Source organism: Streptomyces sp. NBC_00239, from assembly GCF_036194065.1.
Taxonomy (GTDB): Bacteria; Actinomycetota; Actinomycetes; order Streptomycetales; family Streptomycetaceae; genus Streptomyces.
Window position 1 is genome coordinate 799,768 of record NZ_CP108095.1, and the last position, 25,960, is coordinate 825,727.

Consider the following 25,960-nt stretch of genomic DNA (forward strand, 5'->3'; position numbering starts at 1 on the left):
GTACGACCCATCCGCCCCTGACTCACCCGCACCCCCGAGTCCCCTACCCCGAGGAGCCCCCATGCCCCGCCGTCCCTCCCCCGGCACGCCGCTGAGGTCCCGTCCCAACCCGCTGGACACGGCGGGCGTCACGTACATCGACTACAAAGACACCGATCTGCTGCGGAAGTTCGTCTCCGACCGCGGCAAGATCCGCGGCCGGCGGGTCACCCGCGTCACGGCGCAGCAGCAGCGTCAACTCGCCCTGGCGATCAAGAACGCCCGCGAGATGGCCCTGCTCCCGTACGCCGGCCGATAGCGGACGGCGGCCTCGGGCAGCACGGAACCCCCGCCACCTGTCGGTGGCGGGGGCGTTCGCCGTTCGCCGTCAGAAGGCCCAGGTCAGCGGTCAGCGGTCAGCGGTCAGCGGTCAGCGGTCAGCGGTCAGCGCAGCTTGTCCCGTGTCGCGCCCGGGCCCGCGGCCGACCGGCGGCCGCGCGCGAGCCGACCGGGCCGGCCCATCCGTACCGGACCCTCCAGCCCGGCGGCGCGCCGGGCCATCCGGGCCGCCACGTCCTCCGAGACGCCCATCACCTGGAGCGATTCCTCGACCGCCCGTCGGCACGACGGCAGCGAGCAGTGCACCGGGCTCGCCGCCACGCCGAGCGACGGATAGGTCATCGCCTCCGGCGGCAGATACAAGTTGGCACACCCGAGACACACATAGATGGTGCGCATGCGCTCCTCCTAGCCGGCCTTCCCAGACCCGTGGCAGTTGTTGCACGAACCCGTCCACTGCCGGACGACGGGCCGCTGATGACCCTTCTCGTCCGTCTCCACCGAGTGCTCGGTGTGCTCCGTCAACCCGGAGCCGGCACACGGCTGGCAAGGAGTGTCACTCATCCGCCCAGCATGGCGCAGACCCCGCGCCGGTGAGAAGACAACGGTGCGTCCCGCCACCCGGAAGTGGCGGGTTTCGGTCGGGTGCGGGGCGGCGGCGCGGCAGGGCCGGGCGCTGGCGGCGCGGGCTACAACACGTCGCCGCCGATCCCCGCGTACGCGGTGCGCAGGGTGTCGATGATCTCGTGGGACTCCGGCAGGTCGACGCCGTCGATGCGGCTGACGGCGCGGACGCCGATGGCCGCGTTGGTGGCGAAGGCCGCCCGCACGGTCGCCAGCTCGCTCAGCCGCACCGGCCTCGTCACGTGGCCATGTGCGTCCTTCAGCAGTTCCCTCGTGACGCCGGCGAGACTGTCGGCGTCCGGCCAGACGACCTGGCTGCCGTCGAAGAAGCCGATGTTCCAGGTGCCGCCCTCCGAGATGCCGCCGGCCGCGTCGACGAAGAGCGCGTCGTCGAAGCCGCCGAGCTGGGCCTGGCGCCGGTGGTGCAGGCTCGCGAAGAGACCGACGCTCTTCACTTCCGGTACGTCACGCGCGTACGTCACCGAACGTACCCGCAGCGGTGGGAGCGGGAGCTCCCCGGCCGGCCTCGACGTCACCAGGACGTGCGGGTCCTTCGCCGTCGCCGGGTGCCCGAGGTCGAGGCCGGGGTCGAAGACCGTGACGCGGACCGTGGTGGATCCCGTTCCGGGCACGGCGCGACGGGCGAGCTCGCGCACCCGCCGCGGGTCGAGGTCGACGCCGAAGAGCGTCCGGCAGTCCCTCCGAAGCCGCTCCATGTGCAGGGCCAGACCGCGCACCCGCCCGTCGTCGACGCGCATGGTCGTGAAGTGGCCGTAGTTGGTCAGCGCCAGGTTCTGGAGCTGGCCGAGCCCGACCGGCTCTCCGTTGAGTTCCGCCATACGGCCAGGGTGCCACCCCGATCACGGCGCTCGGACCCGCAGTCGCTCGACGACGGCCGGCGGGCGCAGGCCGTCAGGGGCAGGAGGCGCGGGGCGTCGGGTGCGGGAAGACCGGCTCCACGGGCCAGCACGGGGTCAGGTGGGGCGGTGGGTCCGGCGGTGCCACCAGTGGGTGCGGCGGGGGTGTACGGCCCGCCCCAGGCGCAGGCCGATCAGCAAGTACCCGAGGAGCGCTCCGGCCGTGTTCAGGATGACGTCGTCGATGTCGAAGACGCGTCCGGTGACGAGGGCGCCCTGGGTGAGCTCCACCAGGGTCATCAGGCAGACCGTCACGGCGGCGACCCGCAGCAGCCCGCGGGCCGGGGGCAGCAGGACGGGCAGGAGCACCCCGAACGGCAGGCCCAGCAGCAGGTTGCCGCCGAGCTGGCGCACCGCGTCGATGGTCGACGTGCCGTGCAGGTAGGCGCTGATCGAACGGCCGGGGTGGACGTTGCTGTGCACGAGGGCCGCCGAGGCGGCGGACGGTTCCATGGTGAGCCGGGTCAGGACCATGCTGAACAGGACGGTCCCGATGAAGGCGGCCACCATGGCCAGCGCCCGGACGGCCGGATGAGCCGGTCCCCTGCGCCTCCCGGAATCGGGTACGGCCGGGCGTTCCGGGTCCCCGCCCCTACCGGAAGCGGGTACCGCCGGGTCCGCCGGGCCCTCGTGCCTCCCGGAATCGGGTACGACCGGGCGTTCGGGGTCCCCGTGCCTCCCTGAGGCGGGTACGGCCCTCCCCGGGGCGGGTACGCCCCGTTCCGCCGGTTGCTCGTCGTGTCGCCGCTTCCGCTGCCGCTCGTACCACCGCCGCCATGTCATGTCTGCGCGCCTACCCCGGGAACGGGGCCTTACGCGGGCGCTCCTGACGATGGGTCATGCGTGAGCGGAGAGGGACCGGGCCGACGCGGCGTCATGAGCCGCTCCGGGGAGCGGTCGGCGGCGGAGCGGGTGCGCCCCTTCGCTCGCCGCGCGGATGGCGGGGTGCGGACCTACGATGGTGGCGTCGCCCTGGCCCCTCCTGACCCCCAGGCCCCCTGTGCGGCAGGACGGCAGGCAGGGCTGCGGGACGGCACGAGGCAGGAGGGCAGTCCATGAAACCCAGCCGGATGTCCTTGCGCCGGGCCTGTGCGCTCGCGGCGGCAGCGAGCGTGTTGGCCGTGCCTGCCGTGGCGGGTCCGGCGTTCGCCGCGGCCCCGGCGGCGCAGAGCGTGCTCGCCGCCCCGTCCCCCGCGCCCTCCCCGTCCGCCGACGACTCGGCGTTCCCCGAGTTGACCCCGGCCGTCGCGGCCCGGCTGGACGACGCCGTACGCGAGACCATGCGCAAGGCGAACGTGCCGGGTGTCATCGTGGGACTGTGGGCCCCGGGCAAGGGGAGTTACGTGAAGGCGTTCGGCGTGGCCGACAAGCAGACCGGCGCGCCCATGACCCCCGATCTCTACATGCGCATCGGCAGCGAGACCAAGACGTTCACCGTGACGGCCCTGCTGCGGCTCGTCGACCAGAAGAAGATGAACCTGGACGACACCATCGGCACCTACGTGTCGGGCGTTCCGAACGGTGACCGCATCACTCTTCGCCAACTGGCGGGCATGCGCAGCGGGTTGTTCAACTATGCCAACGACGACGCCTTCAACAAGAAGCTCGACACGCTCCCCACCAGCCCGTTCACGCCACAGCAGTTGCTCGACTACGCCTACACCCACCCGGTGCAGTTCGAGCCGGGCGCGAAGTTCGACTACTCCAACACCAACCTGATCCTGATCGGCCTGGCGATCGAGAAGGTCACCGGCCGGCCGTTCCAGGACGTCATGCGGGACGAGGTCCTCGAACCGGCCGGGCTGCGCCACACGATCTTCCCGACCGGGGAGGAGTTCCCCGCGCCGCACGCGCACGGCTACACCGCCCAGACCACGTCCGGCAGCATCGAGGACGCGACCGACCTCAATCCGTCCTGGGGCTGGGCCGCCGGGGCCATCATCTCCGACCTCCGGGACCTGCGCCGCTGGGCCGGGATCCTGGCCGAGGGGACGCTGCTCACGCCCGCGACCCAGGCCGAGCGCGTGAAGATGCTGCCGATCGGCATCCCCGGGGCGAGCTACGGCCTGGGCATCTTCGACGTCAACGGCTGGATCGGGCACGACGGTTCGAACCCCGGGTACGAAAGCCTGGTCGTGTACCTGCCCGAGGCGAAGGCGACCATGGTCATCCTCCTCAACACCGACGTCCTCACGGAAGGCAAGGAGCCGAGCGCGATCCTCGGCCAGGCCGTCACCCGTGTCGTGACCCCCGAGCACGTGTACCCCGGCCCCAAACCGGTGACACCCGGCATCAACTGATCCCGCGTCAGCTCTGCGCGGCCGTCCAGCTGCCGTCCCGCACCGCGTACACCGTCAGCCGCCGGTTGACGGTGTCGCCGTACTCGTCGAAGGCCACGCGCCCGGTGACGCCGTCGAACGCCAGCCCCGCCACGGCCTGCGGCATCTTCGCCCGGGCGGCCGGCGGAAGGGTACCGCCGTGGGCCGCCGCGAGCGCCTTCACCGCCTCGATGACGGCCCAGGCCGCGTCGTACGCGTAGGGGCCGTACGCGCCGGCCGCGTCCCGGTACCCCGCCTCCCGGTACCGCGCGAGGAAGTCCGCGCCCCCCGGCAGGCTTTCGGCGGGCATACCGATGTTGGTGGCGAGGTCGCCCTCGACCTTCGGGCCGGCCGTGAGGAACTGCTGGTCGAAGATGCCGTCGCCGCCCATCAGCGGCACGTTCACGCCCGCTTGCTTGAGCTGCCGGGAGAGCGGCCCGGCGGTGGTGTAGTACCCGCCGAAGTACACGGCGTCGGCTCCGGAGCCGCGGACCCTCGCGGCGAGGCCCGCGAAGGCGCTCTCCGCGGGATCGACCTGCTCCGTGCCGACGACGGACCCGCCGAGCTTCGTGAACTCGGCCTTGAACCCGGCGGCGAGACCGGTCCCGTAGGCGCTGGCGTCGTCGACGACGTAGAGCTTCGTCTTCCCGGCCTGCTCGTGGAGGTACCGGGCGGCGAACGGTCCCTGGTCGACGTCCGTGGCGACGGTGCGGAAGTAGGTGCGGTACGGGCGGGACTTGGCGCCGTCGGCCCAGTTCGGCCCGAGCGTCAGCACCGGGTCGGTGTTGGCCGGTGACACGTTGACCAGGCCCGCCTGTCCCAGAGGCGCCGCCATGGTCCGGGCGACGCCGGAGGTGAGGGGCCCGACGATGCCCAGGACCCGCTCGTCGGCGATGAACCGAGCGGCGTTCGGCCCGCCCTTCGCGGGAGCGGCCTCGTCGTCCAGGGGCTCGATCTCGAACTTCACGCCCGGTACGTGCCGGGTCCGGTTGGCGGTCTGGGCCGCCAGCTCGGCGGAGTTCTTGATGCCGAGGCCCATCGCGGACAGGTCGCCGCTGAGCGGCGCGTCCACCCCGATCACCACGGTGACGGCGGAAGCCGCCGAACCACCGCCGGCCGCCCGGCCGCCGGGCTCTTCGTCACGGGTGAGGGTCCACGTCAGGAGGGAGCCGGCCGCGAGCGTGGCCACGGCGACGCCGAGGACGGCGGAGCGCCGGGTGAGGGCGCGCCGACGCCCGGATCCCCCTTCGGCGCTCCCCTCCTGGCGAGTCCGGCCGAGCGAGACCAGGTCCTCGGCCGTGGGGACGGGGTCGGGCACGGGGGTGGGCACGGGTACGGGGGCGGGTGGCGCGGTCGGCCGGTCCGGAACGGGTTGGCGGTGGGCGGCGCCGGGGGTGGCCACGGAGTCCGGGACCGTCGGCGTCGGCACGGACGGCGGGGGCGGCACGGACGGCGGGGGCGGCACGGACGGTACGGGCGGTACGGGCGGCAGCCCGTCGGCGGTCGCGGCTCCATCCGTCCCGGGCCGCAGCCCGTCGGCGGTCGCGGCTCCGTCCGTCCCGGGCCGCAGCCCGTCGGCGGTCGTAGCTCGGTCCGTCCCGGCGCGGGAGTCCCGCATCGCGGCCGCCAGCAGCTCGGCGGCCTCGGCGGCGCCGACCCGTCGGGCCGGGTCCTTGGTGAGGAGCGCGTCCAGCAGCGGCGCCAGCGGGCCGGCGTGGACCGGCGGCCGGTGGGGGCGGGTGAAGACGGCCACGGCGAGGGCGTGGAGCCCCTCGGCCTCGAACGGCGGGTGCCCCTCGACGGCGTGGTAGAGGGTGGCGCCGAGCGCCCACAGGTCGTTGGCGGGCGTCGGGCGCTTGCCCTCCAGCTGCTCCGGCGGCATGTACTGCGGGGTGCCGATGACGATCCCGCTGTGACTGAGCTTGGTCGTGGCGTCGGCGAGATGGGCGATGCCGAAGTCGGTGAGGACGACGCGGTCCTTGGTCAGGAGCACGTTGTCCGGCTTGATGTCGCGGTGGACGATCCGCGCGTCGTGCGCCTCCGCGAGCGCGTCGAGCATCGCGGAGCCGATCTCCGCCACCCTCCGCACGGGCAGCCGGCCCTGCCGGTGGATGGCCGCGGCGAGGGACTCGCCCCGGATGAACTCCATGACGATCACGGGGGCACCACGGTGCTCCACGACGTCGTGGATGGTGATGATGCCGGGATGGCTGAGAGTGACCGCCGCGCGGGCCTCGCCGGTGAAGCGCCCGACCAGCGTGGCGCGGTCGCCGTCGTCGAGCCCCGGCGGGAAGAGGATCTCCTTGATGGCGACCTCGCGGTCGAAGAGCTGCTGGTCGACGCCCCGCCAGACGCGGCCCATGCCGCCCTGGCCGATGCGTTCGACCAGCCGGTACCGGCCGGCGATGAGTTCGAAGTCGTGCTCGGTCACGCGGACACTCTAGGGCGTGCTGAGCCGATCAGGTGACGGAACGGTGGCCTGATCACGTACCCCGACCCAGCAGCCCGCCGCGTCACCCCGAGCGCACGCTCCGCCGCGTTCCGCCACGTGGCATCGCAGGGCGCCACGTCCCGGGGCGGGGCGGCGGGATCGAACATACGATGGGCGGGAGCCGGCGCGGGCAGCTCGACGTGCCGGCCGTCCGGAGCACGCAGGGCGGAGAAGCATGGCACAGGCCACCGACGCGACGCGGACCGTCATCCTGACGGTGGACGACGACCCGGGAGTCTCCCGGGCCATCGCCCGCGACCTGCGGCGCCACTACGGCGGCGAGTACCGGATCGTGCGCGCCGAATCGGGCGAGTCCGCGCTGGAGGCACTGCACGAGCTGAAGCTGCGCGGCGACCTGGTCGCCGTGATCCTCGCCGACTACCGCATGCCCCGGATGAACGGCATCGAGTTCCTGGAGCAGGCCCTCGGCGTGTACCCGGGGGCGCGGCGCGTCCTGCTGACCGCGTACGCCGACACCGACGCGGCCATCGACGCGATCAACGTCGTCGACCTCGACCACTACCTGCTCAAGCCGTGGGACCCGCCGGAGGAGAAGCTGTACCCGGTCCTGGACGATCTCCTCGCGGTCTGGCGGACCGGCGACTACCGGCCGGTGCCCGCCACCAAAGTGGTGGGGCACCGCTGGTCGGCCGGCTCCTCGCGGGTCCGCGAATTCCTGGCCCGCAACCAGGTGCCGTACCGCTGGTACTCCTCCGACGAGCCCGAGGGACGGCGACTGCTGGAGGCCGCGGGGACCGACGGCCGCCGGCTGCCGGTGGTGATCACACCGGACTGCACCGTGCTGATCGAGCCGGAGGCGCCCGAGCTGGCCGCCCGCGTGGGGCTCGCGACCACGCCCACCGCCGAGTTCTACGACCTCGTCGTCATCGGCGGCGGACCGGCCGGCCTCGGCGCCGCGGTGTACGGGGCCTCCGAGGGGCTGCGGACCGTACTGGTCGAGCGGTCCGCGACCGGTGGGCAGGCCGGCCAGAGCTCCCGCATCGAGAACTACCTCGGCTTCCCGGACGGCGTGTCCGGCGCGCAGCTCATCGACCGCGCCCGCCGCCAGGCCGGCCGGTTCGGCGCGGAGATCCTCACCGCCCGGGAGGTCACGGGACTGGAGGTCGGCGGTCCGGCACGGGTCGTGCGGTTCTCCGACGGGTCCGCGGTCGCCGCGCACAGCGTCATCCTGGCGACGGGCGTGTCGTACCGGCAGCTGCGGGCGCCGGGCTGCGCGGACCTGACCGGGCGCGGCGTGTACTACGGCTCCTCCCTCACCGAGGCGTCGTCCTGCGAGGGCCAGGACGTGTACGTCGTCGGCGGCGCGAACTCCGCCGGGCAGGCGGCGGTGTACCTGGCGCGGGGCGCGAAGTCGGTGACGCTGCTGGTGCGCGGGGCGTCCCTCACCACGTCGATGTCGTACTACCTGATCCAGCAGATCGAGGAGACGCCGAACATCACCGTGCGGCTCGGGACGGTGCTGGAGGCGGCCCACGGCACGGACCACCTGGAGCAGCTGACCCTCCGGGACGCCTCGGCCGGATCGGACGGATCGGCCGGCGCCACCGAAGTCGTGGACGCCCAGTGGGTGTTCGTCTTCATCGGTGCCGCCCCGCTCACCGACTGGCTGGAGGGGACCGTGCTGCGCGACGAACACGGCTTCATCCTGGCCGGACCGGACCTCACACCGGACGGCCGGCCGCCGGCCGCATGGGAGCTGGACCGGCCGCCCTACCATTTGGAAACCAGCGTTCCCGGCGTGTTCGTGGCGGGCGACGCGCGCGCCCAGTCCGCCAAGCGCGTCGCGTCCGCCGTAGGCGAGGGGGCCATGGCCGTGATGCTCGTCCACCGCTACCTGGAGCAGTCGTGAACGCGCAGGTCACGCCCTGCGACCCGCAGGAGATCGGCTCGCTGTTCCTCTTCGAGAAGCTCTCCCCGGAGCAGCTCGGGCGACTGTGCGCCGAGGGGCGGGAGCAGCGCTTCGACCCCGGTCCGGTCTACACCGAGGGCGAACCGGCCACCTGCTTCTACGTGATGATCGAGGGGACCGTCGTGCTGTACCGCCGGGTCGGCGGCGACGACGTGGAGGTCAGCCGCACCTCGCAGCGCGGCGTGTACGCGGGCGCCATGCAGGCGTACCTGGGTGACCGGGTGCCGCAGACGTACGTCAACTCCATGCGGGTGACCGAGCCCACCCGGTTCTTCGTCCTGCCGGCGCAGTCGTTCGCGGACGTCATGCGGGAGTGGTTCCCTATGGCGGCGCACCTGCTGGAGGGGCTCTTCTTCGGCTCCCAGAACACCCAGCGGGCCGTCGGACAGCGTGAACGCCTGCTGGCGCTCGGCTCGTTGTCCGCCGGTCTCACCCACGAGCTCAACAACCCGGCGGCCGCCGCCGTGCGCGCCACCGAGGCGCTGCGCGAGCGGGTCGGCAAGATGCGGCACAAGTTGGCGCACATCGCGAAGGGCCCCTACTCGCGGGAGGCCCTCGGCGAACTGATCGAGATCCAGGAGCGCACCGCCGAACGCGTCGCCAAGGCCCCGGTGTTGAGCCCTCTGGAGGCATCGGACCGGGAGGACGCGCTGGCCGACTGGCTGGAGGACCACGGCATCCCGGAGGGCTGGCGGATCGCGCCCACCTTCGTCCAGGCGGGTCTGGACACGGACTGGCTGGAGCAGGTCGCGGCGACCGTCGCCGAGGACGTCCTGCCGGGGGCCGTCGGCTGGCTCAACTACACGGTCGAGACCGAGCTGCTGATGGACGAGATCGGCGACGCCACGGCCCGCATCTCGCACCTGGTGGACGCGGCCAAGCAGTACGCGCAGCTCGACCGGGCCCCTCACCGCGACGTCGACATCCACGGACTGCTCGACAGCACGCTGCTGATGCTGTCCGGCAAGATCGGCCCCGGCGTGCGGGTGGTCAAGGACTACGACCGCTCCCTCCCGGACGTGCCCGCCTACCCGGCGGAGCTCAACCAGGTGTGGACCAACCTCATCGACAACGCGGTGGCCGCCATCGGGAGCACCGGCGGCGACGGCACCCTGACGGTCCGTACGGCCCGGGAGGGCGACCGGCTGCTCGTGGAGTTCCGCGACACCGGCCCCGGCGTGCCCGAGGCCATCCGCAACCGCATCTTCGACCCGTTCTTCACCACCAAACCGGTCGGTGAGGGCACCGGTCTCGGCCTCGACATCTCCTGGCGGATCGTCGTCGACAAGCATCACGGGAGCCTGCTCGTCGAGTCCGTCCCGGGCGACACCCGGTTCCAGGTGCTGCTGCCGCTGACCGCGCCCGACACCGGCGCCGATGGCGGCGCGGAGCCCGGAGCACAGGCCGAACCCGAACCCGAACCTGTAACCGAGACGAAGACCGACGCCGCCGAGGAGACCTGATGACCGAGATCGACGGGATCGACCCGAGCGCCCCGCCCAGCGGCGCCGGCTGCGGGGAGTGCGACGCGGTGGGCGGCTGGTGGTTCCACCTGCGGCGCTGCGCCCAGTGCGGCCACGTCGGCTGCTGCGACTCCTCGCCGGCCCAGCACGCCACCGCGCACTGGAAGTCCACCGGACATCCGCTGGTGCAGAGCTTCGAGCCGGGCGAGGAGTGGTTCTGGAACTACGCCACCGACGCCGCGTACGACGCCGGACCCGCGCTGGCCCCGCCGACCGACCACCCGGCCGACCAGCCCGCCCCCGGTCCGGCCGGCCGCGTCCCCGCGGACTGGCCGAACCGGATCCACCGCTGAGGCAACGCCCGCGCGGCCACGGCGTCGGGCCGCCGGCGTCGGTCCGGAGGGCCTGGTGCCGGGGCCGTCAGGCGACGGGCGGCGGGCCCTGTACGAGGGTCCGGGCGGCGGCGAGTTCGGCGCGGGACGCCTCTTCGGCCACGTCGAGGTAGCCGTAGGCGTCGTCGCCGACCGGGATCCGCACGGGCGCCGACGGGCCGGCGTCGACGATGTCGAGGACCCGAGCCGCGAAGTCCTCGGGGCGGCCGGTCTCCGGGTGGTCCGCCAGGCCGCGTGCGCCTTCGAGCATCTCGCGGTTGGTGACGTCGTACGCCGGGACCCGGTGGCGGGCTTCGGCCATGGAGGTGCCGTAGCGCGTGGCGAACATGCCCGGTTCGAGGACGGTGACGCGGATGTTGTGCGGGGCGGCCTCGGCGGCGAGGGCCTGGCTCATCCCTTCGAGGGCGTGCTTCCCGGCGATGTACGCGGCCAGGCCCGGGAAGGCCATCCGGCCGGCGACGGAGGACACGTTGACGACGTGGCCGTGTCCCTGGGCCCGCATCAGCGGCAGGACCAGCCGGGTCAGCCGCCACGGGCCCACGACCAAGGTCTCCAGCTGGTCGCGCAGCTCGGCGTCGGAGACCTCCTCGACCGCACCGAACAGTCCGACCGCGGCGTTGTTCACGAGGATGTCGACGCCGCCGAGGCGGTCGACGGCCGTCCGGACGGCCTCCTCACAGGAGCCCGCGTCCCGCAGCTCCAGCGGGACGGGGACGATCCGGCCGGGCCACGCGGCGGCCAGCTCCTCCAGGTCGGCGGTCTTCCGGGCGGTGACCACCAGTTCGTGCCCCGCGCCGGCCGCCGCGGCGGCCAGCGCGTGCCCGAGACCGGAGGAGCAGCCCGTGATCAGCCAGCGTCTGCCCATCGTTCCCCCATGACGTCCGAAACGCTCGTACGACCATCCGATCGTGACCGCTCATCGTCGGGGTCGGATCCGGCCACGGCCATCCCCCGCGCGGGGGCGCGCGGACGCACGGACCGGCGCAAGCCCAGCGCGCGGGACCGGCCCGGGAGCAGCCGCGGGCGGGCTCGGGGTAGCGGCTAGCGGGAGGTGCTCGGAAGCGCCGCGCCGGTCACATCCGCCAGTACGTGCCCGCCCGGGAATCCACGTGGACCAGGTGCCGGCCGACCCGCACCACGTGGTGGTCCGTACCGGACCAGGAGCCGGTGGCGTCGTCGTCGACGGGCAGCGGGGTCCAGACCTCCAGGAACGTGCTGCCGTCGGTGTTGGTGCCCCACTCGACGAGGTTCGCGCCCTCGCGGCGGAAGGTGCCCGTGTCCTCGCCGGGCTCTCCCGTGAGGTGGTGGAAGCGCACCCGGGAACCGTCGAAGGACGTGACGCCGGCGAAGCCCCGGCTGTCGGCGAAGTACGGTCCGGCCTGGAGCCACACCACCTCGCGGTCCTCGACCAGGGGTCCGCCGTTCCGGCTGATCCCGCGCCGCAGCCAAGCGCCCCGGTCGGGCACCGGAATGCCCGGCCCGCCCGCCACCGGGGCGCTCTCCGGGCCGACGGCCGGCTCAGTCATCGGCTGCGGTGTCTTCCACGGCCGACAGGGACAGCTCGATGTTTCCCCGTACCGCCTGCGAGTAGGGGCAGACCTCGTCCGCCCGGTGGAGCAGGGGCAGCAGGTCCGCCGGGCGCCACCCCGGGAGGGAAACGGTGAGACCGACCGCGAGGCCGTAGCCGGCGGGGGTGTCCGTGGTGCCGAGCCGGACCTCGCAGGCGACGCGCGCGGCTGCGGCGTCCGCCCCGAACTCGGCGGCGACCTCGGCCAGCGCCGATGTGAAGCAGGCGGCGAATCCCGCCGCGAACAGCTGCTCGGGGTTGGTGGTGCCCGGCACCTTCTTGCGCGGCGGCGCCAGCCGGACGTCGAGCCGGCCGTCGTCGGTGACGACCGATCCGGTACGGCCGCCGTCGGCGTGCGCGGTGGTCCGGTAGAGGGTGCTGGTGAGGGGCACGGTCATGTGTGCAGCCCATCTGTGCGACGAGGGAACACTGCCCGGGGCCGGACAGCGCTTCGGCACTGCCGGTGGGACGGTGCCTGGCGCGTCGTCGTGCGTAACCGGGTACGGCGCATCTCGTCCGGGGCCTCGGGACCGGGCCGCCGGACAATCTAGCAACCAAGCCGGGCCGCCGGGACCGGGCCCGCCGGTGAGCCTCCTCACCCGCCCGGGGACCGCGGCACGCGGGCGGCGGACCGGCGGCCGGTGCGCGGCGCTGGGCGCTCGGCGCTGGGTGCGGTCGGCTCAGCCCGCCGCGCGCATCGACAGGGCGCGCCGCTCCTCCTGGGTCAGGCCGCCCCACACCCCGTAGGGCTCCTGCACGCGCAGTGCGTGTCGCAGGCACTCGGTCCGTACCGGACACAGTGCGCAGACCTGCTTGGCCGCCTCGTCGCGGACCGAGCGGTCCTCGGCGCGCTCCCCCGCCGGGTGGAAGAACCTGTCCGTGCCGAGATTGCGACACGCGGCGCGCTCCTGCCACATCCAGTGGTGCTCCGCCGTGCCCGGCAGCCGTGACACGTTCGACATGTGTCGACTCCTCTCCTCTCTCGTTCTCTTTCGTGTCTCTCGTGCTTGTTCGTGCGTGTCTCTCGTGCTTATTCGTGCTGTTTCGTGCTCACACGCGCCGCCAGGCCGCCTGGGCCCACGAGAACAGGCCGAACAGCAGCAGTCCGATCGCGACGGCGACCAGCAGCCAGGGTCCGGCGGAGGTCTGCGCGAAGGTGCGGAGCGTGTCGTCCACGCCCTTGGCCTTGTCCGGGTCGTACGACACGGACGCGTAGACGAGGAATCCGCCGGCGGTCGTGAACACGGCGCCGCGCGCGATCCCGCCCACGACGCCCAGCACGTCCACGCCCCGGCGAACGCGCTCGGGCAGATGCCCGGTGTCCATGTCCTCGCGGAAGGAGAGCCGGGCCGCGCCCACCATGATCGCGATGCCGCCGATGGCGATGCCGATGCCCGCGGCGGCCACGAGCCATTGGCCCGCCGGCACGTCCAGGAGCTTCGCCGTCACGTCCCGCGACTGCTCGTCGCTGGAGCGGTTGGCGCCGTGCCCCGCGGCGAAGGACAGCGTCGAGAAGGCGATCACGCCGTAGAAGACGGCGCGGGCGGCGGACCCGGCGCGCTTGGTGAGCTTGCGGCCGTCGGCTCCGGCGGCGCCGAAGACGGCTTCCGACAGCCGCCACAGCGCCATCGCCACCAGACCGATGCCGACGGCCCACACGAGCAGCCGTCCCGACGCACTGTCGGCGAGCGTGTCGAGCGCGCCCGCACGGTCGGCGGCCTCTCCGGTGTCCCCGAACGCGATCTGCAGCGCCAGCGCACCCACCAGCACGTACAGCACCCCGCGCGTGGCCAGCCCGCACCGGCCGGCCACGGCCACCACGTCACGGGTGCCGCGGTGCTGCCGGCCCCTGCCTGTGGACGCCCCCATGGACCCTCCCTCGCCTGCGCGTCTCATGCTGCGCGCCTGCCCGCGGAGGCCCGAGCCATGCACCGGCCGGGCGGCCGTGGGCCCGTCACTCGTCGGACAGCAGCTGTGCGCGCAGGTCGCGCAGGGTGCGGGAGAGGATGCGGGAGACGTGCATCTGGGAGAGGCCCAGCTCGGCGCCGATCTCCGCCTGGGTCATCTCCTGGCCGAAGCGGAGCCGCAGGACGCGGCTGGAGCGTTCGTCCAGGCCGGCCAGGAGCGGCGCCAGCGCGTGCCAGTCCTCGACGGCTTCCAGGGCGGGGTCGGTGTCACCGAGGGTCTCGGCGAGGCTGTGCGCCGAATCGGTGGCCGCTGCGGCCTGGGCGCCGTCGCCGGCGGAGCCGTGCGGGGTGTCGAGGGACTGGGCCGAGTACCCGTTGGCCGCCACCAGGCCCTGGCGGACCTCGTCCTCGGTGATGTCCAGGCGCGCGGCCAGTTCCGCGTGGGTGGGGGCGTGGTCGAGGAGGGCGGTGAGTTCCTCGGTGGCCTTCGCCAGTTCCACGCGCAGTTCCTGCAGGCGGCGGGGCACCCGTACGGCCCAGGCGGTGTCCCGGAAGTGGCGTTTGATCTCGCCGGTGATGTAGGGCAGGGCGAGCGTCGTGAACTGGGTGTTGCGGTCCGGGTCGTACCGGTTGATCGCCTTGATCAGACCGATGATGCCGACCTGAACGATGTCCTCGTTCTCCGGGCCGCCGGGGCGGTTGCGGAACCCGCGGGCGGCGAAGTTCACCAGCGAGATGTTCATTTCGATCAGTGTGTTGCGTACGTACTGGTACTCGCGGGTGCCCTCTTCGAGGCTGTGGAGCCGTTCGAAGAACAGCCGGGTCAGCTGCCGGGCGTCGCGGGGGGCCAGTTCCCGGGGGCAGCGCACGTCCGGCAGCCCGCTCAGCGCGGGCGTGTCGGCGGTGCGGGTCGGGAGTGCGACCTCCCGCGCGGGGAGACCGGCCTCGGTCTCCGCTCCGGTGTCCGCTCCGGTCTCCGCGTAGGTCGCGGCCGGGATCGTGGCCTGGTCGGTCGTCTCGGTCGGGGCGGTGGAAAACATCGTCTTCGCTCCTTGGGCACGGATGCTTGCGGCGCGTTGCGCGATCGCTGTGGACATGCGGAGTAGTGGTTCCGCATGCCCTGCACCCTGCCTGGATGACGGACACACGTCAAGGGATACCGGAAAAGCAGTTCTGGATTTGTCTTTCGCGAGTCAGCACTCAAGAATGGCGCCGTGGAAACTGAGCACACCGGATCGCGCCGGAGCAACTGGACGTTCCTGACGAACCACGCCCGGGTCCTGATCGCGATCGCGCGCGACCCGGGTGTCCGGCTGCGCGACATCGCGGCGGTCTGCGACCTCACGGAGCGCACGGTCCAGGCGATCGTCACGGACCTGCAGGCGGACGGCTACCTCACCCGGATGCGCGACGGCCGGCGCAACCGCTACGAGATCGCGCCCGGGGCACGCTTCCGCCACCCCGCGGAGTCCGGGCGCGAGATCACCGGGCTCCTCGCCTACCTCGCCGCGCCGCTTACGGCTCCGCCACGCACGGACGGCGAGGCGCCGTACGCCGGACCCGAAGACGACGGAGCCGAAGACGCCGGACCCGAGGGCCCCGGACCCGAGGACGCCGGCCACGGGTCTGACAACGCCCGCTAGCGCGGGGCCCGTTGGCTCCGCACGGTCGCGGCGGGGGCGGCGTCCGGCCTTCCCGCGCGGCCCAACGCCCTTGTCCGCGAACCGGTTCCGCCGGGCCGAACCGTTTCGCCCGGGGCATCCGGGGTAGCCGCGCGGCCAGAGACGACGCATCCGACGAGGAGGCAACACTCATGGCCGGCATAAGCGGTTGCATCGCCCTGATCGTGGTGGGGGCCGTGCTCACCTTCGCGAGCGACTGGCACGTGGACAACGTCAACCTCGATGTGGCGGGCGTGATCATGATGCTCGCCGGACTGCTCGGACTCGGCGTCTACCGCAGCGTCCTGCGCCGCCGCCGCGTCCCCGCCCTCCCGGTGATCGACGAGACCCGCGACCGGACCTGAGGCGGTCCGGCCGGGGCCGGGCCGGGTGTCAGTCGAGCTCTCCGACTGCTTCCAGGTGCTGCCAGAAGTCCCGGATCATCCGCTCGTCGACATCGGGCAGGGCCACGCCGAGCCGTTCCAGGGCGCGCACGGTCCGGTCGTTGCGGTAGGTGTCGGCCGGGAGGCCCTCGACATCCCCGGCATCCCCGGCATCCGAGGCGTCCGCCGCGTCCGCGGCTCGCGGCGCGTGCTCCGAGGCCTCGACGTGCTGCTGGAACATGTCCAGGTACGGCAGGAACGGCAGGTCGCGCCCCTCTTCGCTCGCCCGCCTGAGGCGGCGCAGCCACACGTCGAGCCCGACCGGTTCCGACCGCGTCCCGCGCCACGCGTCGAAGACCCGCAGGAACGCGCCCACACCGGTCTGCCGGGGGTGCTGGAGGTGGTGCACGGCGGCCGGTTCCGGGCCCTCCCCCGCCAGGGCGAGGGCCACCAGCGCGCGGGCCGCGACGTCGGCGGGCAGCAGGTCGACCCGCAGCGCGTCGCCCTCCGGGTAGCAGCCGAGGGCGGCGCAGCTGAGGAGCAGCCGGCAGAACATGTCGTCCGGGTTGATGGCGCCCCGCTCCGACTCCGCCCAGATCCGGCCTAGCCGGTAGACCCGCGCGGACGCACCGCGGGCGACGGCGTCCTTGACCATCAGGTCGGCCACCCACTTGCTCGCGAGGTAGCCGTCGGCGGCGCCGTGCCGCGCGTCCTCGACCGGGGAGTCCTCGGTGAGGAGCCTCGGTGTCGCCGCGCTGCCGAAGATGCCCAGCGTGGAGACGTGGTGGAAGCGCTTGGGCCGGCCCTCGGCCGCGAGCCGCAGCAGGGTGCGCGTGCCTTCGACGTTGGCCGCCTTCAGGCGCTCGTACGCCGACACGTGGTGCACGTACGCGCCCGAGTGGACGATCGTGTCCACCTCGTCCCGCAGCCCGCGCCAGTGCGCCGCGTCGATGCCGAGGCCTTCGCGGGCGAGGTCGCCGGGCACGAGGCGCACGCGCTCGGCGGCGACGCCCAGGTCGATGCCGTACGAGTCCAATACCGCGTGCAGGCGGGCACGCCCGGCCCGCTCCGTGTCGGCCCGTACCAGGCAGTGCACCTGGGCGTCGGTCTGCGCGAGGAGTTCCCGGAGCAGGAAGGCTCCCACGAATCCGGTGGCGCCGGTGAGCAGGACGTGGCGCGGGGGTGCGGCGAAGCCGCCGGCGTCCGGAAACCGCAGGCCGGGCGCGAGCCGCGCCTCCGACGGCGGCACGACCGAGGGCGCGCCGGACGCGCGGCCCGTCGCGCCGGCCGCGAGCAGGGCGGCGAGGTCGGCGGGCCGCGGGGCGGTGAGGAAGTCCTGCACGGCGATGCGGGCACCGAGTTCGGCGGCGACGCGGGCGAGCAGCCGCACGATCAGCAGGGAGTGGCCGCCGAGGGCGAAGAAGTCGTCGTCGACGCCGACCCGTTCCGCGCCCAGCACCTCCGCGAACAGGGCGCACAGGGTCTCCTCCTGCGCCGTGCGCGGGGCCCGGTACGCGCCGGTGCCGGTGGTGGGGTCCGGGGCGGGCAGCGCGGCGCGGTCGAGCTTGCCGTTGGGGGTGAGCGGGAGCCGGTCCAGGGCCACGAAGGCCGAGGGGACCATGAAGTCGGGCAGCCGCGCCGCCACGAAGGCGCGCAGCGCTCCGGCGTCGACGGCTTCCCCCGTGGTGTAGGCCACGAGTTGTTTCCCGGTGGGCGCGTCCCGCACGACGGCCGCGGCCCGGGTCACGGCGGGATGGGCGGCGAGGGCGGCCTCGACCTCGCCGGGTTCGACGCGGAAGCCGCGGATCTTGATCTGGGTGTCGGTGCGTCCCGCGTACTCCAGTTGCCCGTCGCCGTTGCGGCGGGCGAGGTCGCCGGTGCGGTACATCCGGGAGCCGGGCGGCCCGTAGGGGTCGGCGACGAAGCGTTCGGCGGTCAGCGCCGACCGGCCGAGATAGCCGCGGGCGAGGCGGCCCGCGACGTACAACTCGCCGACGACACCGGCGGGAACGGGCTTCAGCCAGGGACCGAGCACGTAGGCGCGCATGCCGGGCAGCGGGGTGCCGATGGGCGCGCTGCCCCCACCGCTCCGGGTGCCGTCGGCGGTGAAGGCGGTGGCGTAGAAGGACTCCGTCTGGCCGTAGGCGTTGACGATCCGGACGCCGGGGAACGCCTTCCGCGCGCGCCGGACGAGGGTCGAAGGGAGGTGCTCTCCCGCGAAGACGAGGGTGTCGACGCTGGTGGTGGGGGCGATCTGGTCGAGGAGCTCGGTGAACGCGGACGGCACGGTGCTGATGAGGCTGCCGTTCCAGGTGCCGCGTTCGGCGAGTTCGAGCACGTCCTGGGCGAGGTCCAGGGTGCCGCCGTGGCACAGGGTGGTGAAGGTCTCGAAGACGGACACGTCGAAGTTGATGGAGGTGGAGGCCAGCACGGGCGAACCGGCTCGGATGCCGGTCTGGTGCGCGAGGTGGTGGATGCCGTGGGTGAGGGTGGCGTGGTCGAGCAGGACGCCCTTGGGGGTGCCGGTGGAGCCGGAGGTGTACATCACGTACGCCAGCGCGCGGGGGTCCGGGCGGCCGCCGGCGGGCGCGGGCGGCCGGCCGGGGGTGACCGGGGCCGGGCCGGCGCCCGGCCCGCGGGGCGCGTCGGGGTCGCCCAGGTACAGGACCGGGACGGTGGCTTCGGGCAGCACGCCGGCCGTCGCCCTGTCGGTGAGGATCAGGGCCGGGGCGGCGTCGCCGAGGATGAAGTCCAGGCGTGCGCTCGGGTACTTGGGGTCGATCGGCAGGTAGGCGGCGCCCGCCTTGAGGACCGCGAGCAGGGCGACGACCAGGTCGGGCGAGCGCGGCAGCGCGAGGGCCACCACGGTCTCCGGGCCGGCGCCGTGGGCGGCCAGTTCCCGGGCGAGGCGGTCGGCGCGCGCGTCGAGCTCCGCGTACGAGAGGGCTTCGCCGTCGCAGACGAGGGCGGTCGCGTCCGGTGTCGCCGCCGCCTGCCGCTCGAAGAGCTCGGGGAGCGTCGCCGTCGGGGCCTGTGCCTGAGGCCGGGCAGGCGCGTGAGCCTCGACATGAGCATGAGCATGAGCCTGCGCCCGCGTGTGCGTGTGCGTCTGAGCCTCTGCCTGGGTGGCTCCGATGCCTCGGAGGAAGTGGTCGCGGTCCGCCGGGGGCAGGACGTCGACGCGGGCCAGCGGCTCGTGGGCGGCGGTCAGGACCAGGCGCAGGACGTCGGGCAGGCACGCGGCGATGTGGTCGACCGTGGCCCGGTCGAGCGCGGACGGCCGGTACTGGAGCGACAGGCTCAGGTGCGGGGCGAGAGCCGCCATCAGGCTGAGCGTGTAGTGGGTGCCGGTGAACGGGCGCAGGCCCGTGATGGCGATCCCGGCCGCCGTGGCCGCGTCGGCGGCCTCGTCCTCGTCCACCGGGTAGGACTCGAACACCACGAGCGTGTCGAAGAGTTCCTTGAGGCCGGTGGCCTGCTGGATCGCGGACAGGCTGTAGTGGTGGTGGTCGAACAGGGCGGCCTGCCGCTCCTGGAGCGTGGTCAGGACCTGCGCGAACGAGGTGCCAGGGGCGCACCGTACGCGTACCGGCAGGGTGTTGATGAACAGGCCGACCATCGACTCGACACCGGCGACGGCGGGCGGGCGTCCGGAGACGGTGGCTCCGAAGACCACGTCGTCCCGGCCCGTGAGCCCGGCGAGCAGTACCGCCCAGGCGCCCTGGACCAGGGTGTTGACGGTCACGCCGAGCTCGGTGGCACGGCGTTGCAGAGCCCGGGCATCCGCCGCGTCCAGCGCCACCTCGACCTGCTCCAGGCCGGTGTGCTCGAAGCCGCTCTGCTCGACGCCGGTCCGCTCGAAGCCGGACGCATCGAAGCCGGGCGTATCGAAGCCGGGCGTATCGGCGGAGCCGCGCTGCCGGGCCGGCATGAGGCTTTCGTGAGCGACGGAAACGCCTAACGGACGCAATGGGATCATCCCCCAGATGACGGGTGCGGTGTCGGCGAGGGGGTTCGCGGCTGTGTCGGGCCGCCCTCCACTCGCCCTGCGAGGGCAGCAGAAGGGAGCCCCCTGAAGGCAGTTAACGTATCGATAGCGCGTGATGTCCAGACAAGTACGGCAGCGGCAGCGGCAGGGCATGGGCCCGGGGCGGGTGGGGTAAACAGGCGCAGCACGGCCGGCGGCCTCGGTGGTCGGGACGTAGGCGGTGGGGCGAGGTGTCCCGGCGCCGGGACACGGGAATTCGACGGAAACGGCGACCACGGCCACGGCCACGGCCACGACCACGACACGTCCACGACGGCGGCCACGACGGCGACACCGCCGTCAGCCTGCTCCGATGTGGAGCGCAGGTGGCCGGTTGGTGACTGGTGGCTGTGGGGCTTCTGTGGTTGTACGGGGCCGTGTTGCGATTGGGGCGCCCTCGGGTCTCACCGCAATCACGATCTCCCCACCAAGGTCTTTTCGCGCAGGACCGACCCCGTGACGACCGTAGATTGTTGATCACCGCAGTTCTCCGTGAGCGCCTTCCCATCGTCGCGCGCCCGGGCTGCCGTCTTGTGAGTCCTAGGGGAGATCCAGCCCATGCGTACGACCCTCGTCCGCCGTTCTGTCATGACCGCGTCCGCCGTGTGCCTGGCCCTGGTGGCCACCGCCTGCGGCTCGGACGAGCCCGCCGCGAAGGACGGGGCCAAGAGCCCGTCCAAGGACGGCTCGTCCGCCCCGGCGGCGAAGGCGCTGACATCGGCCGAGCTGGAGAAGCTCGTGCTGGCGCAGGGCGACGTCCCCAAGCACCAGATCACGAAGTCGAAGGAAGTGATCAAGAGCTCCGACATCGTGACCGACAAGGCCGAGTGCAAGCCCATCGGCGACGCGATGATGCTGCTCCCCGTCGGTACGGCGGCCGCGTCGGCCGCCCGGGTCGCGGCGGGCGAGCCCACGAAGCCGGGCGACCTGCTGTCCGTCACGGCCACCTCGGTGCTCATCGCCTCGTACGAGGGCGATGGCGCCGAGCAGGCCGTCGCGCAGCTCAAGAACGCCGGCCAGGCCTGCGCGGGCGGCTTCACCGTGACCGCCAAGGGCGAGAAGAACGAGGTCACCGGGCTCGCCCCGGCCACGGTCACGGGCGGCGACGAGGCCGTGGCGGCGACCGTGTCCCGGAAGCTCGACGGCGAGTCCGCGCAGACCAAGCTGGTGGTCATCCGCAAGGGCAACACCCTGGTGACCCTGCACGCGATCAACTTCTCCGGCAAGACCGAGCTCCCGACCGCCCTCATGGAGGCCCAGCTCAAGAAGCTGGGCTGACGGCACGGCCCGGGGCCGCTCGACGGGGGTCGCTCGCCCGGGCGGGCGACCCCGGGGCGGAACCGGGCACGTGGGTACTGCATCCTTCTCTCCACAGGCGCCCGGCCGGGGCGGCCGGTTCGGGGGGAAGACAACGATGCTGGACGTGGAAGGAATCGGGGGCGCGTTCGGTGTCGTCTTCGGGATGATCGGGCTGCTGTTCGCGGCCATCGGGGTGACCATGGCGGTCGTCCTGGTGCGCCGGACGGTGCTGCGCAGCCGGACTCTGGCGCGCGGGCTGACCGCGGAGGCCCGCTGCCTGGACACGTACGTGACGCAGCACCGGGACACCGAGCACAGGCGCCGCACCGCCCGCCACGTGATCCTCGGCTTCCGGACCCAGGACGGGCAGGACATCCGCTTCGAGGACACCTCGGGCGTGCCGCGCGTGGTCGGCGACTTCGTCCCGGTCCGCTACCTCGCCCACCGTCCGCAGCAGGCGGTGGCCCTCGGTCCGGTCGCTCCCGGGCTGCGGATCGGGACGGTTCTCGGGCTGGCGTTCTGCACGGTCTTCGCGTGCGTCGGGCTCTTCTTCGCCGCGATCGGCTTCGGCGTGGGGTACCTGGCGGGCACGTCGGACCTGCCGGGTGACCCCGACGAGGTGTTCACGGAAACCGTCACCCGGCCCTGACCTTTCGACCTGGACACCGGCACCACCCACCGCCTCCCCGCGGGCCGGCGTCCCCTGGGCATCGCCGTTCTCCGACCGGCAGACCACGCAGGGATCGCGCTGGTATTCCAGCGGTGGATCGTCATCACGCCGGTGGTCGCCGACACTTGCCCGAGGTGGAGCCCGGGTGGCGGACAGCGTGGGGGACGTGCTGCGGGCCCACGGGACGGACGCGGTCGCCGCCCGGCCCGCCGAGGAGGAGCGGCAGCCGCCGGGAGCGTGATCCCGCGGGCCGGATCACAGGCTCGCGAAGAGGTCCTCCAGGGGCGCCGGCACCCGTGCGTCGTCGAGGGCCTCGACGAGGAGGTGGCCGTAGCGGATCTTGCGGCCCTTCTTCGTGCCGAGGAAGCGGCGCAGCTGCTGCTGCCGGGGGCGGCCGTGCTGGGCGGGCTGGCGCAGGAAGGTCTGCCAGGCCCGGAGGTCGCCCTCGGCACTGACGACCTCCTCGACCCGGTCCGTGCCCAGCGCGCGGATGAACTCGTCCTCCAGGTCCGCCCCGCACACGAACACGTCCCGGTGCGAGGCCCCCGCCCGCGCCAGGCCGCGGTCGAAGAACGGCTGTTCCCGCGCGTCGCACAGCCCCACCAGGCGCAGGCCGAGACCGGGCGGCCCGAGGAGACCGGCGTAGCGGGCGACGTTCATCGCCCCGCCCATCGACACCACGCACACCCCCTCGGCGGCGAGGTCGCGGCCACGGCGAGCGGCGAGCGCCTCGACCGCCGCGAGGTCGCTCAGCCCCTCCAGCAGCACCGCCGTACGCACTCCCAGCCGCGCCGCCAGCTCACCGGCCGTCGGCCCGTCGGGCCCACCGGCAGCCCTGCGGGCGATCTCGTCCCTGAACGCTTGTATGTCCGCCATGCAGCGAGTCTGCATCTCCGCAGACGGCCCGGCACGGAATTTTCGACAGGGGCAAGGGCCCGGGGGCGGCGCCGTTACGGCGTGCCGGTCAGGGCGAGGCGGAACGTGGTGAGGACGGCGGCGTGGTCCGAGGGCCAGCCGTTGTGGCGGACGTCCGGCCAGGGTCGGGGGGATCCGGCGGTCACCGTGGTCGAGCCGGTGACGGTGAGGGCGCGGCCCGCGCAGAGGACGTGGTCGATGCGGTCCTGGGGCTCCGGGCGGCCGCTGCCGTCCTCGTGGAACGGGTGGACGGGCGACCAGGTGGGGCCGGGTTCGGTCACCGGGTCCGGGTGGGCCTCGCGGAACGAGTCGCGCAATCCGGCGGCCTCGACGGCCCGCGAGACGGGCCAGGCGACCGGCCCGTAGCCGGCGTGCAGCGGCGCGGCGGCGTCCGTCCAGTCCAGGTGCGAGGGGGCGTTGAAGTCGCCGAGCAGCAGCACGGGCGTGGTGTCTCGCTGCGCCAGGTCGTCGGCCATGTCGGTGAGGACGGCCTCGATCTCGGCGACCCGGTGCGCTTCGTGCTCGCGGGTGAGGAGGGTGGCGGCCGGCAGCCCGGCGAAGTGCGCGTCGTACGGGCCGTACGGGGTGTGGTTGAGGTGGGCGTTCCAGACCGCGACCTCCTGGCCGTGGGGCAGCCGGACGCGGGCACCCATGCCGCCGTAGAAGCCGGGGGCCGGGTCTCCGAGGGTCCCGGTGATGGTGTGGCGGGTGAGGACGGCGAGGTTCGGCCCGGCCTGGTGGTGGTCCCAGCCGAGCGCGTCGGCGAGTTCCCGGGCGGCGTGGGCGCCGGTCTCCTGCAGGCCGACGATGTCGGCGTCCGACTCCAGCAGGGTGATGAGCTGCTTGTCGCGGGCGCCGTCGACGCGGTCGCCGCCCAGCCAGAGGTTCCACGTCATGACCCGCAGCTCGGCCGCCCCTGCGACCTCTTCGGCTGCTGCCGAAGCCGCCGTGGCCACCGTGGGGATGTGCACCGTCACGGTCGCCATCTCGTCCGCGGTCACGGTGATACGGGTCCCCGAGCCCGCCGGGTCCGCTGCCGACACGCCCACGCCCGTCGGGACGCCGGTCAGTTCACCGCCGGGCGTGATCCGCGCCCACGCCGGCCCCTCGCTGATCCGCCACCGCACCGCGTCGGCGTCCGCGACCCCCCGCAGCAGCCCGCCCAGCGCGCAGCGGTACGGCTGTCCCGGTACGGCCGGGCGGGCCCGGAACTCCCGTACGAGGAAGTGCGGCCGGGGCTGGAGTGTGGCGAGCAGGGCCGGGGTGACGCCCGTCAGGGAGGCGCGTACGAGCCGGCCCGGGGCGTGGGCGATGGGCGCGAGGGAGGGCACGGCGAGCACCGGGCAGCCGGCGGCCTCGGCGGAGGTGACACCGGTCATGGTGTCTTCGACGGCCACGCAGGCGGCGGGCGGCAGGCCGAGCGCGCGGGCGGCCTCGCGGTACGGGTCCGGGGCGGGTTTGGTGCGCTCGGTGTCCTCCGCCGCGAAGGTGACGGTGAACCGGCCGGCCCCCAGGGCCCGTACGACGAGGTCGACGACGGACCGCGGCGAGGCCGAGACCAGGGCGATCGGGATGCCCCGGGCGTGCAGGTCGTCGAGGAGCGCGAGGGCGCCGGGCCGGGGTTCGATGCGGGCCGACACACGGGCGGCGAAGGCCTGGTGGAGCTCTTCGGCGACGTCGGCCGCGGGACGGCCGGTGCCGGACGCGGTGTGCAGGTGTGCGGCGGTGTGTTCGACGGGCCTGCCCAGCACGTCGGGCAGGTCCCGGTCGGTGACGGTGTACGGGAGTCCGGCCGCGACCTCCCCGACCGCGTCCCACCACAGGCCCTCGGTGTCCACGAGCGTGCCGTCCATGTCGAAGAGGACGGCTCTGGGCAGGACCGGGTCGGGCGCGGCGGCGGAGGCGGGAGCGGTCACGGGGGCGGTCACGGGGTTCTCTTTCTGCTGGTGGAACGGTTGCCGGGCGGGGCCGGGTCAGGCGGGGCGCGGGGCGGTCAGCACCGGGCCGTGGGGCAGCGCGAGGGACACGGCCGCTCCCGGGGGCAGGGCCGCGGCGGCCGGGGTGGGCAGGTCCGCCTTGACGGTGGTGCCGTCGGCGAGCCGGACGGTCAGCCGGGTGGTGGCGCCCAGGAAGGCGGTCGCGGTGACGTGGGACGCGCCGTACGGATCGGCGTCGACGCGTACGGACTCGGGCCGCAGCAGCACGTCGACGCGGCCGCCCTCGCCGGCGGCGGGCTCGCCCTGGACGGGCAGGTGGTGGCCGAGGACCTCCACCGTGCGCCCGTCGGCGGCGATGCGGCCGGGGACGCGGCTGGTGGTGCCGACGAACTCGGCGACGAAGGCGGTGGCGGGGCGCTCGTACAGCTCGGCGGGGGCGGCGATCTGCTCCAGTCGGCCACCGCGCATGACCGCGACCCGGTCGGCCATGGAGAGCGCCTCCTCCTGGTCGTGGGTGACGAAGAGGGTGGTGATGCCGAGTTCGAGCTGGAGGCGGCGGATCTCCTCGCGCAGGTTCGTGCGGACCTTGGCGTCGAGCGCGGACAGCGGCTCGTCGAGGAGGAGGACGCGCGGGCGCAGGGCCAGGGCTCGGGCGAGCGCGACGCGCTGCTGCTGGCCGCCGGAGAGCTGGTGGGGGTAGCGGCCGCCCTGGTCGGGCAGGCCGACGAGGTCCAGGAGTTCGGCGGCCCGGGCGCGGCGCTCGGCGGGCCGCACCTTGCGGATGCGCATGCCGAAGGCGACGTTGTCGGCCGCGGTGAGGTGCGGGAAGAGGCTGTACGACTGGAAGACCATGCCGGCGTCGCGGCGGTGGGCCGGGACGGCGGTGATGTCCTGGCCGTCGACGAGGACCTGGCCGGAGTCGGGGTGTTCGAAGCCGGCGAGCACGCGCAGGGCGGTGGTCTTGCCGCAGCCGGAGGGGCCCAGGAGGGCGAGGAGTTCGCCGGGACGGACGGTCAGGTCGAGGCCGTCGAGGGCGGTGGTGGTGCCGAAGGAGCGGCGCAGGGCGCGCAGTTCCACGGTGGCGGCCTGGGTGCCGGCGGCCGTGGGCGCGGGCGTGTGGAGGGTCTTGGGCATCGGCTCG

General features: G+C 73.6%; 23 protein-coding genes and 1 riboswitch. Of the genes, 9 read left to right on the top strand and 14 right to left on the bottom strand.

The features are described from left to right. The first annotated feature begins 61 nt into the window (after positions 1-61). Entirely contained in the window at positions 62-298 is a 237-nt protein-coding gene (gene rpsR, locus OG764_RS03645; protein WP_328966910.1) for a 30S ribosomal protein S18, read from the top strand. A 125-nt stretch (positions 299-423) separates the two neighbouring features. Here rpsR and OG764_RS03650 read toward each other — a convergent pair whose 3' ends face one another. The 3 genes from OG764_RS03650 to OG764_RS03660 form a co-directional block, all read right to left on the bottom strand. Then, positions 424-717, bottom strand: coding sequence for a hypothetical protein (locus OG764_RS03650; protein ID WP_328966911.1), 294 nt, complete (start codon positions 715-717; stop codon positions 424-426). 290 nt (positions 718-1,007) lie between these two features. Beyond that, on the bottom strand, positions 1,008-1,781 hold the full coding sequence (locus OG764_RS03655; protein ID WP_328966912.1) for an aminotransferase class IV family protein: 774 nt from the start codon (positions 1,779-1,781) through the stop codon (positions 1,008-1,010). Between the two features lie 135 nt (positions 1,782-1,916). Further along, positions 1,917-2,369 carry a VanZ family protein gene (locus OG764_RS03660; RefSeq protein WP_328966913.1) on the bottom strand — a complete coding sequence of 151 codons (453 nt, stop codon included), beginning with the start codon at positions 2,367-2,369 and terminating at the stop codon, positions 1,917-1,919. A 545-nt stretch (positions 2,370-2,914) separates the two neighbouring features. Here OG764_RS03660 and OG764_RS03665 point away from each other — a divergent pair. Further along, positions 2,915-4,159, top strand: a complete 1,245-nt coding sequence (locus tag OG764_RS03665) for a serine hydrolase domain-containing protein (protein ID WP_328966914.1) — start codon at positions 2,915-2,917, stop codon at positions 4,157-4,159. A 7-nt stretch (positions 4,160-4,166) separates the two neighbouring features. Here OG764_RS03665 and OG764_RS03670 read toward each other — a convergent pair whose 3' ends face one another. Beyond that, entirely contained in the window at positions 4,167-6,608 is a 2,442-nt protein-coding gene (locus OG764_RS03670; RefSeq protein ID WP_328966915.1) for a bifunctional serine/threonine-protein kinase/ABC transporter substrate-binding protein, read from the bottom strand. A gap of 235 nt (positions 6,609-6,843) precedes the next feature. Between OG764_RS03670 and OG764_RS03675 the strand changes: the two genes are divergently transcribed. From OG764_RS03675 to OG764_RS03685, 3 genes are read left to right on the top strand one after another with little or no spacing between them, the layout of a single operon-like run. Continuing rightward, positions 6,844-8,538 carry an FAD-dependent oxidoreductase gene (locus OG764_RS03675; RefSeq protein WP_328966916.1) on the top strand — a complete coding sequence of 565 codons (1,695 nt, stop codon included), beginning with the start codon at positions 6,844-6,846 and terminating at the stop codon, positions 8,536-8,538. Further along, entirely contained in the window at positions 8,535-10,061 is a 1,527-nt protein-coding gene (locus tag OG764_RS03680; RefSeq protein WP_328966917.1) for an ATP-binding protein, read from the top strand. Before OG764_RS03675 ends, OG764_RS03680 begins: the two co-directional genes overlap by 4 nt. Next, entirely contained in the window at positions 10,061-10,414 is a 354-nt protein-coding gene (locus tag OG764_RS03685; RefSeq protein ID WP_328966918.1) for a UBP-type zinc finger domain-containing protein, read from the top strand. The genes OG764_RS03680 and OG764_RS03685 overlap by 1 nt, the downstream gene beginning before the upstream one ends. A 67-nt stretch (positions 10,415-10,481) precedes the next feature. On the opposite strand, the gene OG764_RS03690 is transcribed toward OG764_RS03685, so the two are convergent. The 6 genes from OG764_RS03690 to OG764_RS03715 form a co-directional block, all read right to left on the bottom strand. After that, positions 10,482-11,318, bottom strand: a complete 837-nt coding sequence (locus OG764_RS03690) for an SDR family NAD(P)-dependent oxidoreductase (protein ID WP_328966919.1) — start codon at positions 11,316-11,318, stop codon at positions 10,482-10,484. Positions 11,319-11,526: 208 nt separating this feature from the next. Next, positions 11,527-11,979 carry a hypothetical protein gene (locus OG764_RS03695; RefSeq protein ID WP_328966920.1) on the bottom strand — a complete coding sequence of 151 codons (453 nt, stop codon included), beginning with the start codon at positions 11,977-11,979 and terminating at the stop codon, positions 11,527-11,529. After that, a complete protein-coding gene (locus OG764_RS03700; RefSeq protein ID WP_328966921.1) occupies positions 11,972-12,418 on the bottom strand; it encodes an Ohr family peroxiredoxin in 447 nt (148 codons plus the stop codon). Before OG764_RS03700 ends, OG764_RS03695 begins: the two co-directional genes overlap by 8 nt. A gap of 79 nt (positions 12,419-12,497) precedes the next feature. Continuing rightward, positions 12,498-12,560: riboswitch (guanidine-III (ykkC-III) riboswitch) on the bottom strand. A 140-nt stretch (positions 12,561-12,700) separates the two neighbouring features. Continuing rightward, positions 12,701-12,982 (bottom strand): WhiB family transcriptional regulator, encoded by a 282-nt coding sequence (locus OG764_RS03705; protein WP_328966922.1) that lies wholly within the window; start codon positions 12,980-12,982, stop codon positions 12,701-12,703. Positions 12,983-13,070: 88 nt separating this feature from the next. Then, positions 13,071-13,889: a DUF1206 domain-containing protein gene (locus tag OG764_RS03710; protein WP_328966923.1), complete on the bottom strand. Its 819-nt coding sequence runs from the start codon at positions 13,887-13,889 to the stop codon at positions 13,071-13,073. 85 nt (positions 13,890-13,974) lie between these two features. Continuing rightward, the gene (locus OG764_RS03715; protein WP_328966924.1) at positions 13,975-14,967 is read right to left on the bottom strand and encodes a SigB/SigF/SigG family RNA polymerase sigma factor; all 993 of its coding nucleotides are present in this window, start codon (positions 14,965-14,967) and stop codon (positions 13,975-13,977) included. Positions 14,968-15,141: 174 nt separating this feature from the next. Here OG764_RS03715 and OG764_RS03720 point away from each other — a divergent pair, with 174 nt between their 5' ends. Both OG764_RS03720 and OG764_RS03725 read left to right on the top strand, forming a co-directional pair. Then, a complete protein-coding gene (locus OG764_RS03720) occupies positions 15,142-15,570 on the top strand; it encodes a helix-turn-helix transcriptional regulator (protein ID WP_328966925.1) in 429 nt (142 codons plus the stop codon). 170 nt (positions 15,571-15,740) lie between these two features. After that, positions 15,741-15,953, top strand: a complete 213-nt coding sequence (locus OG764_RS03725) for a hypothetical protein (protein WP_328966926.1) — start codon at positions 15,741-15,743, stop codon at positions 15,951-15,953. Between the two features lie 28 nt (positions 15,954-15,981). On the opposite strand, the gene OG764_RS03730 is transcribed toward OG764_RS03725, so the two are convergent. Next, the gene (locus tag OG764_RS03730; protein WP_328966927.1) at positions 15,982-19,902 is read right to left on the bottom strand and encodes a non-ribosomal peptide synthetase; all 3,921 of its coding nucleotides are present in this window, start codon (positions 19,900-19,902) and stop codon (positions 15,982-15,984) included. A 654-nt stretch (positions 19,903-20,556) separates the two neighbouring features. On the opposite strand from OG764_RS03730, the gene OG764_RS03735 reads away from it, so the two are divergent. Then, complete coding sequence (locus OG764_RS03735; protein WP_328966928.1) at positions 20,557-21,276, top strand: sensor domain-containing protein; 720 nt, start codon at positions 20,557-20,559, stop codon at positions 21,274-21,276. A gap of 145 nt (positions 21,277-21,421) precedes the next feature. Continuing rightward, entirely contained in the window at positions 21,422-21,946 is a 525-nt protein-coding gene (locus OG764_RS03740; protein WP_328966929.1) for a DUF3592 domain-containing protein, read from the top strand. 276 nt (positions 21,947-22,222) lie between these two features. On the opposite strand, the gene OG764_RS03745 is transcribed toward OG764_RS03740, so the two are convergent. The 3 genes from OG764_RS03745 to OG764_RS03755 all read right to left on the bottom strand — a co-directional run bounded on the left by OG764_RS03745 (position 22,223) and on the right by OG764_RS03755 (position 25,953). Then, a complete protein-coding gene (locus OG764_RS03745) occupies positions 22,223-22,843 on the bottom strand; it encodes a TOPRIM nucleotidyl transferase/hydrolase domain-containing protein (protein WP_328966930.1) in 621 nt (206 codons plus the stop codon). A 74-nt stretch (positions 22,844-22,917) separates the two neighbouring features. Then, positions 22,918-24,810: an HAD-IA family hydrolase gene (locus OG764_RS03750; RefSeq protein WP_328966931.1), complete on the bottom strand. Its 1,893-nt coding sequence runs from the start codon at positions 24,808-24,810 to the stop codon at positions 22,918-22,920. Positions 24,811-24,855: 45 nt separating this feature from the next. Then, entirely contained in the window at positions 24,856-25,953 is a 1,098-nt protein-coding gene (locus OG764_RS03755) for an ABC transporter ATP-binding protein (RefSeq protein WP_328972865.1), read from the bottom strand. Positions 25,954-25,960: the final 7 nt, after the last annotated feature.